General features: G+C 70.4%; 15 protein-coding genes. 7 read left to right on the top strand and 8 right to left on the bottom strand.

The window, feature by feature from the left end; all coding sequences use genetic code 11:
• Positions 1-14 precede the first annotated feature (14 nt).
• Complete coding sequence (locus E9232_RS09180; RefSeq protein ID WP_309793575.1) at positions 15-245, top strand: sulfurtransferase TusA family protein; 231 nt, start codon at positions 15-17, stop codon at positions 243-245.
• An 8-nt stretch (positions 246-253) separates the two neighbouring features.
• Entirely contained in the window at positions 254-1183 is a 930-nt protein-coding gene (locus E9232_RS09175) for a histone deacetylase family protein (RefSeq protein WP_309793573.1), read from the top strand.
• 6 nt (positions 1184-1189) lie between these two features.
• On the opposite strand, the gene E9232_RS09170 is transcribed toward E9232_RS09175, so the two are convergent.
• Positions 1190-1840 carry a TetR/AcrR family transcriptional regulator gene (locus E9232_RS09170; protein WP_309793571.1) on the bottom strand — a complete coding sequence of 217 codons (651 nt, stop codon included), beginning with the start codon at positions 1838-1840 and terminating at the stop codon, positions 1190-1192.
• A 74-nt stretch (positions 1841-1914) separates the two neighbouring features.
• Between E9232_RS09170 and E9232_RS09165 the strand changes: the two genes are divergently transcribed.
• From E9232_RS09165 to E9232_RS09155, 3 genes are all read left to right on the top strand, one after another.
• Entirely contained in the window at positions 1915-2361 is a 447-nt protein-coding gene (locus tag E9232_RS09165; protein WP_309793569.1) for an ABA4-like family protein, read from the top strand.
• A gap of 2 nt (positions 2362-2363) precedes the next feature.
• Positions 2364-3209 carry a hypothetical protein gene (locus E9232_RS09160; protein ID WP_309793567.1) on the top strand — a complete coding sequence of 282 codons (846 nt, stop codon included), beginning with the start codon at positions 2364-2366 and terminating at the stop codon, positions 3207-3209.
• Positions 3210-3362: 153 nt separating this feature from the next.
• Entirely contained in the window at positions 3363-3803 is a 441-nt protein-coding gene (locus tag E9232_RS09155) for an acyl-CoA thioesterase (RefSeq protein ID WP_309793566.1), read from the top strand.
• Positions 3804-3958: 155 nt separating this feature from the next.
• Here the strand turns inward: E9232_RS09155 and E9232_RS09150 are convergent, their stop codons facing one another.
• Positions 3959-4579: a helix-turn-helix domain-containing protein gene (locus E9232_RS09150; protein ID WP_309793564.1), complete on the bottom strand. Its 621-nt coding sequence runs from the start codon at positions 4577-4579 to the stop codon at positions 3959-3961.
• A gap of 100 nt (positions 4580-4679) precedes the next feature.
• Between E9232_RS09150 and E9232_RS09145 the strand changes: the two genes are divergently transcribed.
• Positions 4680-5648, top strand: coding sequence for a quinone oxidoreductase family protein (locus E9232_RS09145; RefSeq protein WP_309793562.1), 969 nt, complete (start codon positions 4680-4682; stop codon positions 5646-5648).
• Here the strand turns inward: E9232_RS09145 and E9232_RS09140 are convergent, their stop codons facing one another.
• The 3 genes from E9232_RS09140 to E9232_RS09130 all read right to left on the bottom strand — a co-directional run bounded on the left by E9232_RS09140 (position 5649) and on the right by E9232_RS09130 (position 6908).
• Entirely contained in the window at positions 5649-5939 is a 291-nt protein-coding gene (locus tag E9232_RS09140; RefSeq protein ID WP_309793559.1) for a hypothetical protein, read from the bottom strand.
• A gap of 237 nt (positions 5940-6176) precedes the next feature.
• Positions 6177-6380 carry a 30S ribosomal protein S21 gene (gene rpsU, locus E9232_RS09135; RefSeq protein WP_309794088.1) on the bottom strand — a complete coding sequence of 68 codons (204 nt, stop codon included), beginning with the start codon at positions 6378-6380 and terminating at the stop codon, positions 6177-6179.
• Between the two features lie 318 nt (positions 6381-6698).
• Entirely contained in the window at positions 6699-6908 is a 210-nt protein-coding gene (locus E9232_RS09130; RefSeq protein ID WP_309793557.1) for a cold-shock protein, read from the bottom strand.
• Between the two features lie 279 nt (positions 6909-7187).
• On the opposite strand from E9232_RS09130, the gene E9232_RS09125 reads away from it, so the two are divergent.
• Entirely contained in the window at positions 7188-8003 is an 816-nt protein-coding gene (locus E9232_RS09125; RefSeq protein ID WP_309793555.1) for a DUF1194 domain-containing protein, read from the top strand.
• A gap of 293 nt (positions 8004-8296) precedes the next feature.
• On the opposite strand, the gene E9232_RS09120 is transcribed toward E9232_RS09125, so the two are convergent.
• The 3 genes from E9232_RS09120 to kdpC all read right to left on the bottom strand — a co-directional run bounded on the left by E9232_RS09120 (position 8297) and on the right by kdpC (position 12473).
• Complete coding sequence (locus tag E9232_RS09120; protein WP_309793553.1) at positions 8297-9007, bottom strand: response regulator transcription factor; 711 nt, start codon at positions 9005-9007, stop codon at positions 8297-8299.
• Positions 9008-9125: 118 nt separating this feature from the next.
• On the bottom strand, positions 9126-11855 hold the full coding sequence (locus E9232_RS09115) for an ATP-binding protein (RefSeq protein WP_309793551.1): 2730 nt from the start codon (positions 11853-11855) through the stop codon (positions 9126-9128).
• A 12-nt stretch (positions 11856-11867) separates the two neighbouring features.
• On the bottom strand, positions 11868-12473 hold the full coding sequence (gene kdpC / locus E9232_RS09110) for a potassium-transporting ATPase subunit KdpC (RefSeq protein ID WP_309793549.1): 606 nt from the start codon (positions 12471-12473) through the stop codon (positions 11868-11870).
• Between the last annotated feature and the right edge of the window lie 2 nt (positions 12474-12475).

Raw genomic sequence — 12475 nt, 5'->3', positions numbered from 1 at the left:
TTCCCCGGGACGCCATGGCCGACCTCGACCTCGATGCCCGCGACCTGATCTGCCCGATGCCGGTGCTGAAGGCGCGCAAGGCGCTGCAGGGCCTGGCGCCGGGCCAGGTGCTGGACGTGCGCGCCACCGATGTGGCCGCGCGCCGCGATTTCCCGGCCTTCTGCGACGCCACCGGCCATGTCCTGGTCGCGGTCACCGACGAGCCCGACGGCGTCACCCGCTACAGCATCCGCAAGGCAGGATAAGACAGGGCATGGACACGCTGCTCTTCACCCATCCGGCCTGCATCGGCCACGACACCGGCCCCGGCCATCCCGAGCGCCCGGACCGGCTGCGGGCGGTGCTGGCGGCGCTGGAGGAGGAGCGCTTCGCCCTGCTGCAGCGGCGCGAGGCGCCCGAGGCCACGATCGAGCAGATCGCCCGCGCCCATCCCGAGGGCTTCGTCCGCCGGCTGCTGGCCGCGGTGCCGACCGAGGGGCTGCGGTCGATCGACAGCGACACCATCCTGTCGCCCGGCTCGGGCCAGGCGGTGCTGCGCGCCGCCGGCGCCAACTGCGCCGCGGTCGACGCGGTGCTGGCCGGCGAGGCGCGCAACGCCTTCTGCGCCGTGCGGCCGCCGGGACATCATGCCGAGACCGCTCGGGCCATGGGCTTCTGCCTGTTCAACAGCGTCGCCGTGGCGGCGATGCACGCCCGCATGGTCCATGGCCTCAGCCGCATCGCGGTGGTGGATTTCGACGTCCATCACGGCAACGGCACCCAGGACATCTTCTGGTCCGAGCCGGACCTGTTTTACGCATCGACCCACCAGTCGCCGCTGTATCCCGGCACCGGCGACGCGGAGGAGACCGGAGTCGCCGGCAACATCGTCAACGCGCCGCTGCCGCCGGGATCGGGCGGCGTCGCCTTCCGCCGGGCGATGGAACGGGTGGTGCTGCCGGCGCTGGACGATTTCGCGCCGGAGCTGGTGCTGATCTCGGCCGGCTTCGACGCCCACAGCCGCGATCCGCTGGCCCATCTCGAGCTGGTCGAGGCGGATTTCGCCTGGGCGACGCTGGAGATCATGGCGCTGGCCGACCGGCATTGCGACGGCCGGGTCGTCTCCACCCTCGAGGGCGGCTACGACCTGCGCGGCCTCGCTTTGTCCGCCGCCGCCCATGTCCAGGCGCTGATGACCGGCTGAGGCCTCTCAGGCCGGATCGGCGCGCGTCGGCCACAGGCCGGCCAGCATCTCCGGCAGGAGGTCCTCGGCGGTCACGCCGCCGGCCGCCGCGCCGATCCCGTCGAACTTGCCGTCCAGCGCCAGATGGGCGAAGCCGTGTACCGTCGACCAGGCGGCCAGCACGGTGGTGAGGGCGGCGCGGTCGAGCGGCTGGCCCGCGGCGATGCCGCGATAGGCCCGCACCGCGTCCTCGAGCTCGGCGAACGCGGCCTGGCCGGCGGCGCGCAGGCGCCCGTCCTCCCAGCTCAGCCGATCCTTGCGGAACATCAGCAGGAACCGCGCCGGATGCGCCCGGGCGAAGCGGATATAGCCGATGCCCTGCCCGCGCAGCCGGGCCGCCGGGTCGACGCCGCCGCTTTCTGCCCCTTCGCGGAGGTAGCGGGTCAGCGTCTCGAAGCCCAGCACCGCCACCTCGGTCAGCAGCCCCGCGGCGCTGCCGAAGTGATGCGCCGGCGCGGCGGCCGACACCCCGGCCCGGCGCGCCGCCTCGCGCAAAGTGAAGCCCTCGACCCCGCGCTCGATCAGGATCGCCTCGGCCGCCGCGATCAGCGCCCGCTGCAGGTCGCCATGGTGGTAGGGCTGCCGCGGCGCCGCGGCCTCCGACGTCTCATCCGTCATGGACTCAAACTTTACACTGTTTAGATTCGATGCTAGCGTCTGATCTTAACGATGTTCAGATCAGGATGAAAGCCATGCTCGATCTGCTGTTCCGCGGCGGCAACATGCTCGCGATCCTGGGGTGGCTGGCGCTGGCCGTCGCCCCGCTGCTGCCGCGCCACAAGGCCCGGCTGCGGGCCGCCGCCAGCCTCGCCGTGCCGCTGCTTTTCGCTGCCGCCTATCTCGGCCTGGTTGGCATCAGCTGGGGCTCGACCCAAGGCGGATATGGCTCGATCGCCGCGGTGCGCGCCCTGTTCGATTCGCCCGGCATGCTGGTGGCGGGCTGGCTGCACTACCTCGCCTTCGACCTGTTCGTCGGCGGCTGGATCGCGCGGGAGGGGGAGCGCGCCGGGCTGCCCCATCTGTTGCTGATCCCCTGCTTCGCCCTGACCTTCCTGTTCGGCCCGATCGGCCTCTTGGCCTTCGCCCTGCTGCGGGCCGGCTTCCGCCGCCGCGCGCCCAGCCTCACCGCAGAGGCGTGACCATGGCCGCCGCGACCACCGCCCTGCCCACCCCGCGACGTAGCCTGCTGCGGGCGCCGCTCGCCCTGCTCCACGCCGTCCGGCGCCGCGACCCGGTGCTGGCCGGCTTCGGCCTGGCCCTGTTCGCGATCGCCCTGGCCCTCGGCCTGGCCTGGGCATTCGATGCGCGCCAGCTGCACGGCGAGAGCGTCTGGGCCAAGCCGATCAAGTTCCTGCTCTCGGTCGGGCTGTTCGCCCTGACCAGCGCCTGGTTCATCGGCGACCTGCCGGAGGCGCGGCGCCACGCGGCGCCGATCCGCACCGTGCGCTGGGGCATCATCGCGACCGGCGGGTTCGAGCTGGGCTACATCACCCTGCAGGGGGCGCTGGGCCAAGCCTCGCATTTCAACAATTCCACGCCCTTCCACGCGGTGATGTTCGCGCTGATGGGGATCGGCGCCCTGGCCCTGACCGCGACCACCCTGCCGCTGGCCCGCGAGATCGCCCGCCACGGCAGCGGGCTGCATCCGGCGCTGCGCCTGGCCGTCGTGCTGGGGCTAGGGCTGACCTTCGTGCTCGGCGCCGGGGCCGGCATCGCCATCTCCGCCCATGGCGGCCACGCGGTCGGGGCCGCGACGGATGCCGGGCTGCCGCTGCTCGGCTGGTCGACCAGCGGGGGCGATCTGCGGGTGCCCCATTTCCTCGGCATCCACGCCCAGCAGATCCTGCCGCTGGCCGGCGCCGGCCTGGTCGCGGCGATCCCGCGGCAGGCGCGGCTGGCGGTCTGGGCGGTGTCGGCCCTCTATGTCCTGCTCACCCTCGCCGCCTTGGCCCAGGCGATGCAGGGCCGGCCGCTGATCGGCCTGTGACCGGCGCCGGGGATCGAAGCCCCTTGATATTGCAGTGCAGCATAGCCAAATCACGGCGAAGATTGGATTTGGCGAAAAGCATGCTGCATCGCACACAAGAGCCGCAGCATGCCGCCTTGGAAGGAAACGCCGCATCACCCTGGATGGTACCCGATGTGGCCCTACACCTCGACCGAGGCCGAATACCTGACCACCCTGCCGGATGAGACCGCGCCGCGCGGCGAGCTTGCCGCGCGCACGCTGGCGATGCCGGCCCATGCCAACCCGTCCGGCGACATCTTCGGCGGCTGGATCATGTCGCTGATGGACGAGGCCGGCGCCATGACCGCGATCCGGCACGCCCAGGCGCGCGTCGTCACGGTCGCCGCCACCGACATGGCCTTCCTGCACCCGGTCAAGGTCGGCGACGTCGTGTGCTGTTACACCGATCTTGCCCGGCTCGGCCGCACCTCCCTCACCCTGCACATCGAGGTCTGGGTCCTGCGCGCCGGCCTCGGCGACCGCATGAAGGTGACCTCCGCCGAATTCACCTTCGTCGCCCTGGACGCGGCCGGAAAACCGCGGCCGATCGCCGACCGGCCCGCGGGCCACTGAGAGACCGTTTGGAAATGCGCTGGCGTGAGTCGGCTGGCGGTGGTTTCGAGACCCGGCGCGCAGCGGACGTTTGGGTCCGTGAGCACCGGAGGCGGAGAAACCGCCGTCAGACGGCCGCGCCAGTAGCGTTTCCAAACGGTCTCTGAGGTCGCCGGCTACCGCGCCGGCGCCGTGACCCACAGCGCCCGCGCCTCGCTCTCGCCGGTGGCGATCGTGGCGTGGCCCATCCGGGCGTCGAAATACACGGCGTCGCCGGGGCCGAGATCGACCGGGCCGTAATGTTCGGTGAACAGCGTGATCCCGCCGGCCAGCACATACAGGAAATCGTCGCTGTCGTGCCGCTCCCAATCCTCGAAGGCGTCGAGCGAGCGGGCGCGGACCGTGACCTCGACCGCGAGGAAGGCGGCGTTCTTCAATTCGCTGGTGAACAGCCGCAGGCCGTAATTCGGCGTGTCGGTCGACACCCCCTCCCCGGCCCGGGCCACGATCCGGCGGCCGCGCAGCGGCGACGACGCCTCGCCGAACAGCTCGACCAGCTCGATGGCGAAGCCGCGCGCCAGCTTCTGCATCGCCTGGAAGGTCGGCGACATCTCGTTGCGCTCGATCTTCGACAGGGCCGAGCGCGACAGGTCGGTGCGGCCCGCCGCCTCCTCCAGCGTCCAGCCGCGGGCCAGCCGCAGCCGCTTCACCGTCTCGCCCAGCGCGATCGCGGGCGCGGCGCCGCCCGGCCCCGCCCGGTCGGCATCACCGGCGCGCTGGATGTTCAGCAGAGGCATCGTCCGTCCCGCACGTCCCGCTTGACCAAAATCCACTATAGTGGAAAATTCCATCATAGGGGATGACCACCATCCCATGATTCCGCGGGAAAGACAGCAGATGGATGCGTTGGTGTTCGACCGCTTCGGCGGCCCCGAGGTGCTGGAGATGCGGCGGCTGCCGGATCCGGCGGTGCCGCCCGGCCATGTGCAGCTGGCGATGAAGGCGGTCGGGCTGAACTTCGCCGACATCTACCGCCGCCAGGGCAACTATGTGCTGGCCGGGACGCCGCCGCATATTGCCGGCTACGAGGGGTCGGGCGAGGTGGTCGCGATCGGCGAGGGCGTCGGGGGCATCCGGGTCGGCGATCGCATCGGCTTCGCCGACGTGCCCTTCGCCAACGCCACCCGGGTCACCGTGCCGGTGGACCACGCCATCCCGCTGCCGGACGATATCGGGCATGTCCAGGCCGCCGCCATCCTGCTGCAGGGCCTGACCGCGCAGTACCTGGCCCAGGACAGCCACGCCATCCGGCCCGGCGACACCGTGCTGGTGCATGCCGCGGCCGGCGGCGTCGGCCAGATCCTGGTGCAGTTCGCGAAGACGCGCGGCGCCACCGTGATCGCGCTGACCTCGACCGCGGCCAAGGCCGCCTTCGCCGCCGCCAAGGGCGCCGACCACAGCCTGACCTATGACGGCGACTGGGTCGCCACGGTGCGCGGGCTGACCGGCGGCGGGGTGACCGTGGCCTATGATTCCATCGGCACCACCCTGGCGGACAGCCTCGCGGCCACCCGGTCGCGCGGCACGGTGGTGGCCTATGGCATGGCCGGCGGCAATCCGCCGCCGATCGATCCGCGCCCGTTGATGGAGCAGACGAAGACGCTGGTCGGCGGCGACCTGTGGGACCATCTCGACAGCCGGGACAGCCGCCTGCAGCGGTCGGCCGCGCTGTTCGCGGCGCTGCGGTCCGGCGAGGTCGCCTGGCCGGAGATCGAGACCTTCCCGCTGGCCAATGGCGCCGATGCGCACCGGCGGCTGCAGAGCCGCGGCGTCATGGGCAAGGTGGTGCTGATCCCGGCCGCCTGATCAGGCAGCCGGCAGGCCGGCGGCGATCTCGGCCCATTCCTGGTCCAGGCTCAGCGCCGAGACCGGCCGGCCGGCCCGGCGGTACCAGTAGCCGGCATTGCCGAGATCGCCTTCCTTGCGGTGCAGATAGGCATGGGCCCAGGCCGCGTCCGACCCGTCTTCCGAGTCGACGCAGCCATGGGCCTTGGCCCAGTCGCCCTTGGCATCCCACCACAGCGCGGCGAGCGGGGGCGTCAGGGAAGCGGGCGGCCGGTCGTCGGCCAGCGAGCGTCGCAAGGCTGCCACATCCATCGGTCGATCTCCCGTGATGCCATCGATCTGTTGCAAGCAGAAGGGCGCAACGACGAAAGGGGCGCCGGAGGCACCCCTGTCAATCGTAACCGGGGCCAGGCCCCGGTCCATCAACCAGACGAGGGGCAACACCCCCAGTCTTTCGACCAAAACGAGGGACTCTGGTCCCTCGTCGCATTTCAGAGCCCGAGTCCGGCCGCGATGCAAAGGCCGGACAGGCCTGCCTCGCGTCCGGGATCAGTAGCCCTGGTGCTGCATCCGCTTGCGCAGCGCCTTGCGCTGCCGCCGAACGGCTTCGGCTTCTTCACGGATACGGCGCTCAGACGGCTTCTCGTAGCTCCGACGCTGCTTCATCTCGCGAAAGATGCCTTCGCGCTGCATCCGCTTCTTGAGGACGCGGAGCGCCTGGTCAATGTTGTTGTCGCGGACGAACACCTGCATCGGCATAGGCCTTTCTTCAAAGAGGTTGGGCGGGACTACGCCATTCAGCCGAGAATGTCGAGAACGATTCGACGAACTTCGCGGCGGGACAGTTCCGACGGACGCGGCGGATGCCGCACGGGATTGGAAGGATGCTTCGGCATCGCATGACGCGCGAAGCGGGACGGTTTCTTGTTCTGTAGGGTCTTCATTTCTTGTTCTTGGTACGCCGGGCTCCGAATTGAACCCGGATCATCGCGGACACGGACACCCTCGGTTCGAGGGGTCCGGCCCGGTGCGCTAGAAGGGCGGCCGCGGTTGCGGCTGCCCTGGTCCGGCTCAGACTTCCTGGAGATTGCCGGCCGACACCTTACCGGTGCGGCGGTCGGTCTCGAGCTCGTAGTTGACCTTCTGCCCCTCGTTGAGGCTGTGAAGGCCCGCGCGCTCGACCGCGGAGATGTGGACGAACACGTCCTTGTCGCCGTTCTCCGGCTGGATGAAGCCGTAGCCCTTCTGGCTGTTGAACCACTTAACGGTGCCAGTTGCCATTTCTGTGCGCTCCTTATTGCACAATGGTCGAAACCGACATGCAGACGCGCATGCCGGAACAATCTTCGATTATGGTTGGGAACGGGGTCCAGAGCTCGGTACGAGCAGGCGGGGCGGACCAAACCAAAGCGAATCTCACGGCGACTATTTAATCTCGTGGAAGCGGTTTTGCAAGCGGCGGACGCCGATGGCTTGAATCGAGGGGGCCCCGGACCATGGCGCCGGGGCCGAAGCGTGCCCACATCAGGGGGGCGAAGCGGCTTGCGAGGGGGGACTGGAATGCGCCTCGGCATGCTCGGCCTTGAACTGGTTCTGGCCCTCGTCCTGCCGGCGGCGACGGCCACGGCGCAGGATGTGCCGGTGGACCTCGAACTGGTGCTCGCGGTCGATGTCTCGCGCTCGATGGATGAGGACGAGCAGGCGCTGCAGCGCGACGGCTACGTCAGCGCCCTCACCCATCCCGAGGTGATCCACGCCATCACCTCGGGCGTCAACGGCCGCATCGCCATCACCTATGTCGAATGGGCCGGCGCCCTGTCGCAGGCGGTGATCCTGCCCTGGCGCGTGATCGACGGGCCGGATGCGGCGCGGGCGGCGGCGGCCGAGCTGACCCGGGCCAGCGGCACGGTGATGCGGCGCGGCACCTCGATCTCCGGCGCGCTGGCGTTCTCCGCCGGGCTGTTCGACCGCAACGGCTTCGAGGGCATCCGCCGCGCCATCGACATCTCCGGCGACGGGCCGAACAACACCGGCGCCCCGGTGGCCGGGGCCCGCGCCGAGGCGCTGGCCCAGGGCATCACCATCAACGGCCTGCCGGTAATCCTGAAGCGCGGCGGCTTCGGCGGGCTGCCGGAGCCCGACCAGCTCGACGCCTATTACCGCGACTGCGTGATCGGCGGCCCCGGGGCCTTCACCGTGCCGGTCCGCACCACCGCGCAGTTCGCCGAGGCGATCCGCCGCAAGCTGGTGCTGGAGATCTCCGGCGCCGAGCCCCGGGTGGTGCCGGCCGCCTTCGTCGTGGCGCAGGCGGTCCCGAGCGACTGCATGATCGGCGAGAAGACCCGGCCGCGCTGGATGGACGACGACCAGCGGTAGCATGATTGTTTCGGGTGGAATCGGCCCGGACGCTCGGCCTAAGAACGACAGGGTGCCAAGCGTCTTCTGCGTGGCCTCTTCCGCTTGGCGAGACCTTTTCAGAAATCCCCAACCCCGTCATTGCGAGCGCAGCGAAGCAATCCATCGGGCCGTTCGTGCGGGCCCATGGATTGCTTCGTCGGCTTCGCCTCCTCGCAATGACGACGAGGGGGCCTTTCTGAAAAGGTCTCGCAAGCGGGAGAGGCCACGCCAAGTGCAGCCTTTTAGCGCGACCTGATCCAGATCATCCGGCTCTACCCCTCCACCACCAGGCGGTAGCCGACCCCGGCCTCGGTCGCGATCAGCCGCGGCCGGGCCGGGTCGTCGCCGAGCTTGTGACGCAGCTGCCCGACATAGACGCGCAGGTACTGCATGGCGTCGATATGGGCCGGGCCCCAGACCTCGCGCAGGATCTTCTGGTGCGTCACCACCCGCCCCTGATGGGCGGCGAGCAGGCGCAGGATCTCGAACTCCTTCTTCGACAGCTTGATCTCGCGGCCGTCGAGCCGGACCCGGCGGTGCGGCACGTCGACCGCCAGCGGCCCGGCCTCGATCACCGCCTGCACCGCCCCCTCCTCCTGCCCGCCGCGGCGCAACGTGGCGCGCAGCCGGGCGGTCAGCTCGGCGATGCCGAAGGGCTTGGTGACGTAGTCGTTGGCGCCGCGGTCCAGCGCCTCGACCTTCTCCGCCTCGCCGGCGCGGACCGACAGCACGATCACCGGCACCGCCGACAGCTCGCGGATGCGGCTCAGCACCTGCTGTCCGTCCATGTCGGGCAGGCCGAGGTCGAGGATGACCAGATCGGGCCGGTCCTGGATCACCCGCTCCAGCCCCTCGGTGCCGCTGGCCGCCTCGATCGGGGCATAGCCGTCGGCGGCCAGGCTGATCTTGATGAAACGGCGGATCTGCGGCTCGTCGTCGATGATCAGGATGCGGGGCACAGGGCGGGCTTCGGGCGTCGTCATCGTGACAGCCTCGTAGGTTGGGTTCGCCCTTGCGAACCCAACAATGGTCCAGTCGGCACGATGTTGGGTTCGCAAGGGCGAACCCAACCTACGCCAGGGGTCGGTTCCCAGGTCCGCATCACAGCCCCATCGAGGTGCCGGGCAGCAGCGGCGCGGCCAGGTCGGGCGGGAAGGTGATGGTGAACACGGCGCCGCGGCGGTCGCCGCGGTTGCCGGCCCGGATGCGGCCGCCCATGGTCTCGACGAAGCCGCGGCAGATGGCGAGGCCGAGGCCGGTGCCGGCCTGGGCGCTGTCGCCATGGTGGATGCGGTTGAACTTGTCGAAGATCGCCTCCAGCTTGTCCTCCGGGATGCCGTCGCCCTCGTCCAGCACCCGGATCACCAGCCCCTTCTCCTCCCGCGCCGAAACCGTGATGGCGGTGCCGGCCGGGGCATACTTGGCGGCGTTGTCGATCAGGTTGACCAGCACCTGCTCCAGGAGGATCGGGTCGAGCAGATACAGCGGCAGGTCGGGCGCGAGATCCAGCCCCAGGCGATGGCGCGTCACCAGCGGGGCGCAGCGGTCGGCCGCGGCGCCGACGATCTCCGCCACCTCCGCCGCCTCCAGCTTCGGCCGAAGCACGCCGGATTCGAGCCGGGTCATGTCCAGCAGGTTGCCGACGAAGCGGTTCAGCCGCTCGGCCTCGTCCTCCACCATCTCCATCAGCTCGCCGCGCGCCGCCGGCGCCAGCGCCTGGTCGTGGCGGCGCAGGCTGGAGATGGCGCCGATGATCGAGGCCAGCGGCGTGCGCAGATCGTGGCTGATCGAGGTCAGCAGGGCGGCGCGCAGCCGCTCGGTCTCCGCCACCACGCGGACCTCGTCGACATCCTTGGCCAGCCGCACCCGCTCGATCGCCACCGCCGCCTGGTCCATCAGCGATTCCAGCAGCCGCTGGTCGTCCGGGCTCAGCAGCGGCCCGGGCTGCTCGCGGTCGATACCGACCACGCCGATCGGGCTGGCGGCGGTGCCCCAGGGCAGGAACAGCCATTTGCCGCCGGGCAGCGTGTCGGCGCCGCGGCCGGCCGGCCGGTCATTGGCCCAGCTCCATTGCGCCGCAGCGCGCTCGGTCTCCTCGATCCGGTCCTCCGGCGGATAGCCGGCGACCACCTGCAGCGACCCGTCCTGCGGCATCAGGATGACCACGCGCAGCTTCAGCATCGCCGCGATCTGGTAGGCGGCGGCCCACAGCAGGTCGTCGGACGAGGCGATCGCCGCCAATTTCCGGCTGAACCCGTACAGCTCCGCCGTCGCCTTGGCCCGGGCCGCCGCGCCGCGGGCCTGCAGCCGGGCCCGGCTCTGCAGGTTCGAGGTCACCACGGCGACCACCAGGAAGAACACCAGCGAGGTGACGTTGGAGGGGTCGGCGATGACCAGGCTGTACAGCGGCGCCAGGAAGAAGAAGTTCACGGCCACGACGCTGAGCAGCGAGGCGAAGATCGACGGCCCCAGCCCGTAGCGCGCGGCGCAGAACAGCACCGGGATCAGGTAGACCAGGGCGATGCTGTTGGTGGTGGCGAAGGCGGCGACGCCGTGGGCGGCGGCGGTGGTGACGGCGACGCCGATGGCGGCGACCAGATAGGGCCGCGGGTCGAAGCCGGGATCGGCCGGGCGGGTCTGGATCCGCTCCTCCGCCCCCGGCGGCGGCGCGTCGTCCCCCGCCAGCACCTGGACCGAGATGGTGCCGGCCTTGCGCACCAGATCGTGCACCACCGACCCGTGCAGCATCTCGAACCAGCGCGACCGGCTGGATTTGCCGATGATGATCTGGGTGATGTTGTTGCGCCGGGCATAGGCCAGGATCTCGGCGACGATGTCGGTGGCCGGCACGGTCACGGTCTCGCCGCCCAGCTTCTCGGCCAGCAGCAGGGCACGGGCGACGCGGTCGCGGTCGGCCTCGCCCAGCCGGTGGTGGCGCGAGCCTTCGACATAGACTGCGGTCCAGCGCGCGCCCAGCCGGTCGGCCATGCGCCGGGCATAGCGGATCAGCGCTTCGCCGCCCCGCGCCTCGCTGACGCAGACCATGATGCGGTCGCCCGCCGCCCAGGGGCCGGTGATGGCATGGGCCCGCATGTAGCCCAGCATCTGGTCGTCGACCCGCTGGGCGGTGCGGCGCAGCGCCAGCTCGCGCAGGGCGGCCAGGTTGCCGGGCTTGAAGAAATGGTCGACCGCCCGCCGCGCCTGGTCGCGGACATAGACCTTGCCCTCAGCCAGCCGCTTCTGCAGGTCCTCCGGCGTCAGGTCGATCAGCTCGATCTCGGCGGCGCCGTCGATCCAGGAATCCGGCACCGTCTCGCGCACCCGGATGCGGGTGATCTGGGCGACGACGTCGTTCAGGCTTTCGACATGCTGGATGTTCAGCGTGGTCCAGACGTCGATGCCGGCGTCCAGGATCTCCTCGACATCGAGATAGCGCTTGGCGTGGCGGCTGCCGGGCGCATTGGTGTGCGCCAACTCGTCGACCAGCACCAGAGCGGGGTGCCGCGCCAGGATGGCGTCGAGGTCCATCTCCTCGACCGCCCGGCCGCGGTATTCGGCGCGGCGGCGGGACACGATCTCGAAGCCGTCGACCAGCGCCAGGGTCTCGACCCTGCCATGGGTCTCGACCACGCCGATGACGACGTCGACGCCGTCGCGGCGCCGGGCCGCCCCTTGGGACAGCATCTCATAGGTCTTGCCAACGCCGGGCGCCGCCCCGAGGAAGATCTTGAGGCGGCCGCGAGTGTTCGCGGCCGCCTCAAGCAGAGCTTCCGGCGAGGGGCGCCGATCATCGCCAAATCCTGAATCAGGGGCACGATCGGTCAGTGTCATCGCATCAGGAGACTACGAGGCCTTCAGCCCGTCCAGCAGCATGTTGAGCTGCAGCACGTTGACCCGCGGCTCGCCGATCAGGCCGAGCAGCCGTCCGCTGGTCGCCTGGCTCACCGCCTGGCGCACCTGGTCCGGCGGCAGGTTGCGGGCGGCGGCGACCCGGGCGATCTGGGTCTCGGCATTGGCCGGGCTGATGTCCGGGTCGAGGCCCGAGGCCGAGCTGGTGACCAGGTCGGCCGGCGGGTGGGTGATGCCTTGCGCCGCCAGCGCGTCGACGTCGCCCTTCACCCGGTCGGCCAGCGCCTGGCTGGTCGGGCCGAGGTTGGAGCCGGCCGAGTTCGCGGCGTTGTAGGGCGCCGCGATGGTCTTGGTCGGGTCGTTCGGATCGGTGTCCGAGGTCGCCGACAGCCGGCCGTGGAAGTACTTGTCCGAGGTGAAGTTCTGGCCGATCAGCGTGGCGCCGATCACGGTGCCGTCGGGCCGCTTCACCAGGCTGCCATTGGCCTGGCTGGGGAACAGCCCCTGGGCGATGCCGGTCATGGCGAAGGGGTAGGCGATGCCGGTGATGATGGTCAGCAGGACGATCATCACGATGGCGGGGCGGATCTGGTTCAACATGG

The organism is Inquilinus ginsengisoli (assembly GCF_031453975.1).
GTDB classification, from domain to species: Bacteria; Pseudomonadota; Alphaproteobacteria; order DSM-16000; family Inquilinaceae; genus Inquilinus; species Inquilinus ginsengisoli_A.
This window is presented reverse-complemented; position numbering and strand designations above follow the sequence as displayed.

Coding starts and splice junctions, on each gene's coding strand:
- E9232_RS09180 (WP_309793575.1), top strand. CDS start 15: ATGGCCGACCTCGACCTCGATGCCCGCGACCTGATCTGCCCGATGCCG.
- E9232_RS09175 (WP_309793573.1), top strand. CDS start 254: ATGGACACGCTGCTCTTCACCCATCCGGCCTGCATCGGCCACGACACC.
- E9232_RS09170 (WP_309793571.1), bottom strand. CDS start 1,840: ATGACGGATGAGACGTCGGAGGCCGCGGCGCCGCGGCAGCCCTACCAC.
- E9232_RS09165 (WP_309793569.1), top strand. CDS start 1,915: ATGCTCGATCTGCTGTTCCGCGGCGGCAACATGCTCGCGATCCTGGGG.
- E9232_RS09160 (WP_309793567.1), top strand. CDS start 2,364: ATGGCCGCCGCGACCACCGCCCTGCCCACCCCGCGACGTAGCCTGCTG.
- E9232_RS09155 (WP_309793566.1), top strand. CDS start 3,363: ATGTGGCCCTACACCTCGACCGAGGCCGAATACCTGACCACCCTGCCG.
- E9232_RS09150 (WP_309793564.1), bottom strand. CDS start 4,579: ATGCCTCTGCTGAACATCCAGCGCGCCGGTGATGCCGACCGGGCGGGG.
- E9232_RS09145 (WP_309793562.1), top strand. CDS start 4,680: ATGGATGCGTTGGTGTTCGACCGCTTCGGCGGCCCCGAGGTGCTGGAG.
- E9232_RS09140 (WP_309793559.1), bottom strand. CDS start 5,939: ATGGATGTGGCAGCCTTGCGACGCTCGCTGGCCGACGACCGGCCGCCC.
- rpsU (WP_309794088.1), bottom strand. CDS start 6,380: ATGCAGGTGTTCGTCCGCGACAACAACATTGACCAGGCGCTCCGCGTC.
- E9232_RS09130 (WP_309793557.1), bottom strand. CDS start 6,908: ATGGCAACTGGCACCGTTAAGTGGTTCAACAGCCAGAAGGGCTACGGC.
- E9232_RS09125 (WP_309793555.1), top strand. CDS start 7,188: ATGCGCCTCGGCATGCTCGGCCTTGAACTGGTTCTGGCCCTCGTCCTG.
- E9232_RS09120 (WP_309793553.1), bottom strand. CDS start 9,007: ATGACGACGCCCGAAGCCCGCCCTGTGCCCCGCATCCTGATCATCGAC.
- E9232_RS09115 (WP_309793551.1), bottom strand. CDS start 11,855: ATGACACTGACCGATCGTGCCCCTGATTCAGGATTTGGCGATGATCGG.
- kdpC (WP_309793549.1), bottom strand. CDS start 12,473: ATGTTGAACCAGATCCGCCCCGCCATCGTGATGATCGTCCTGCTGACC.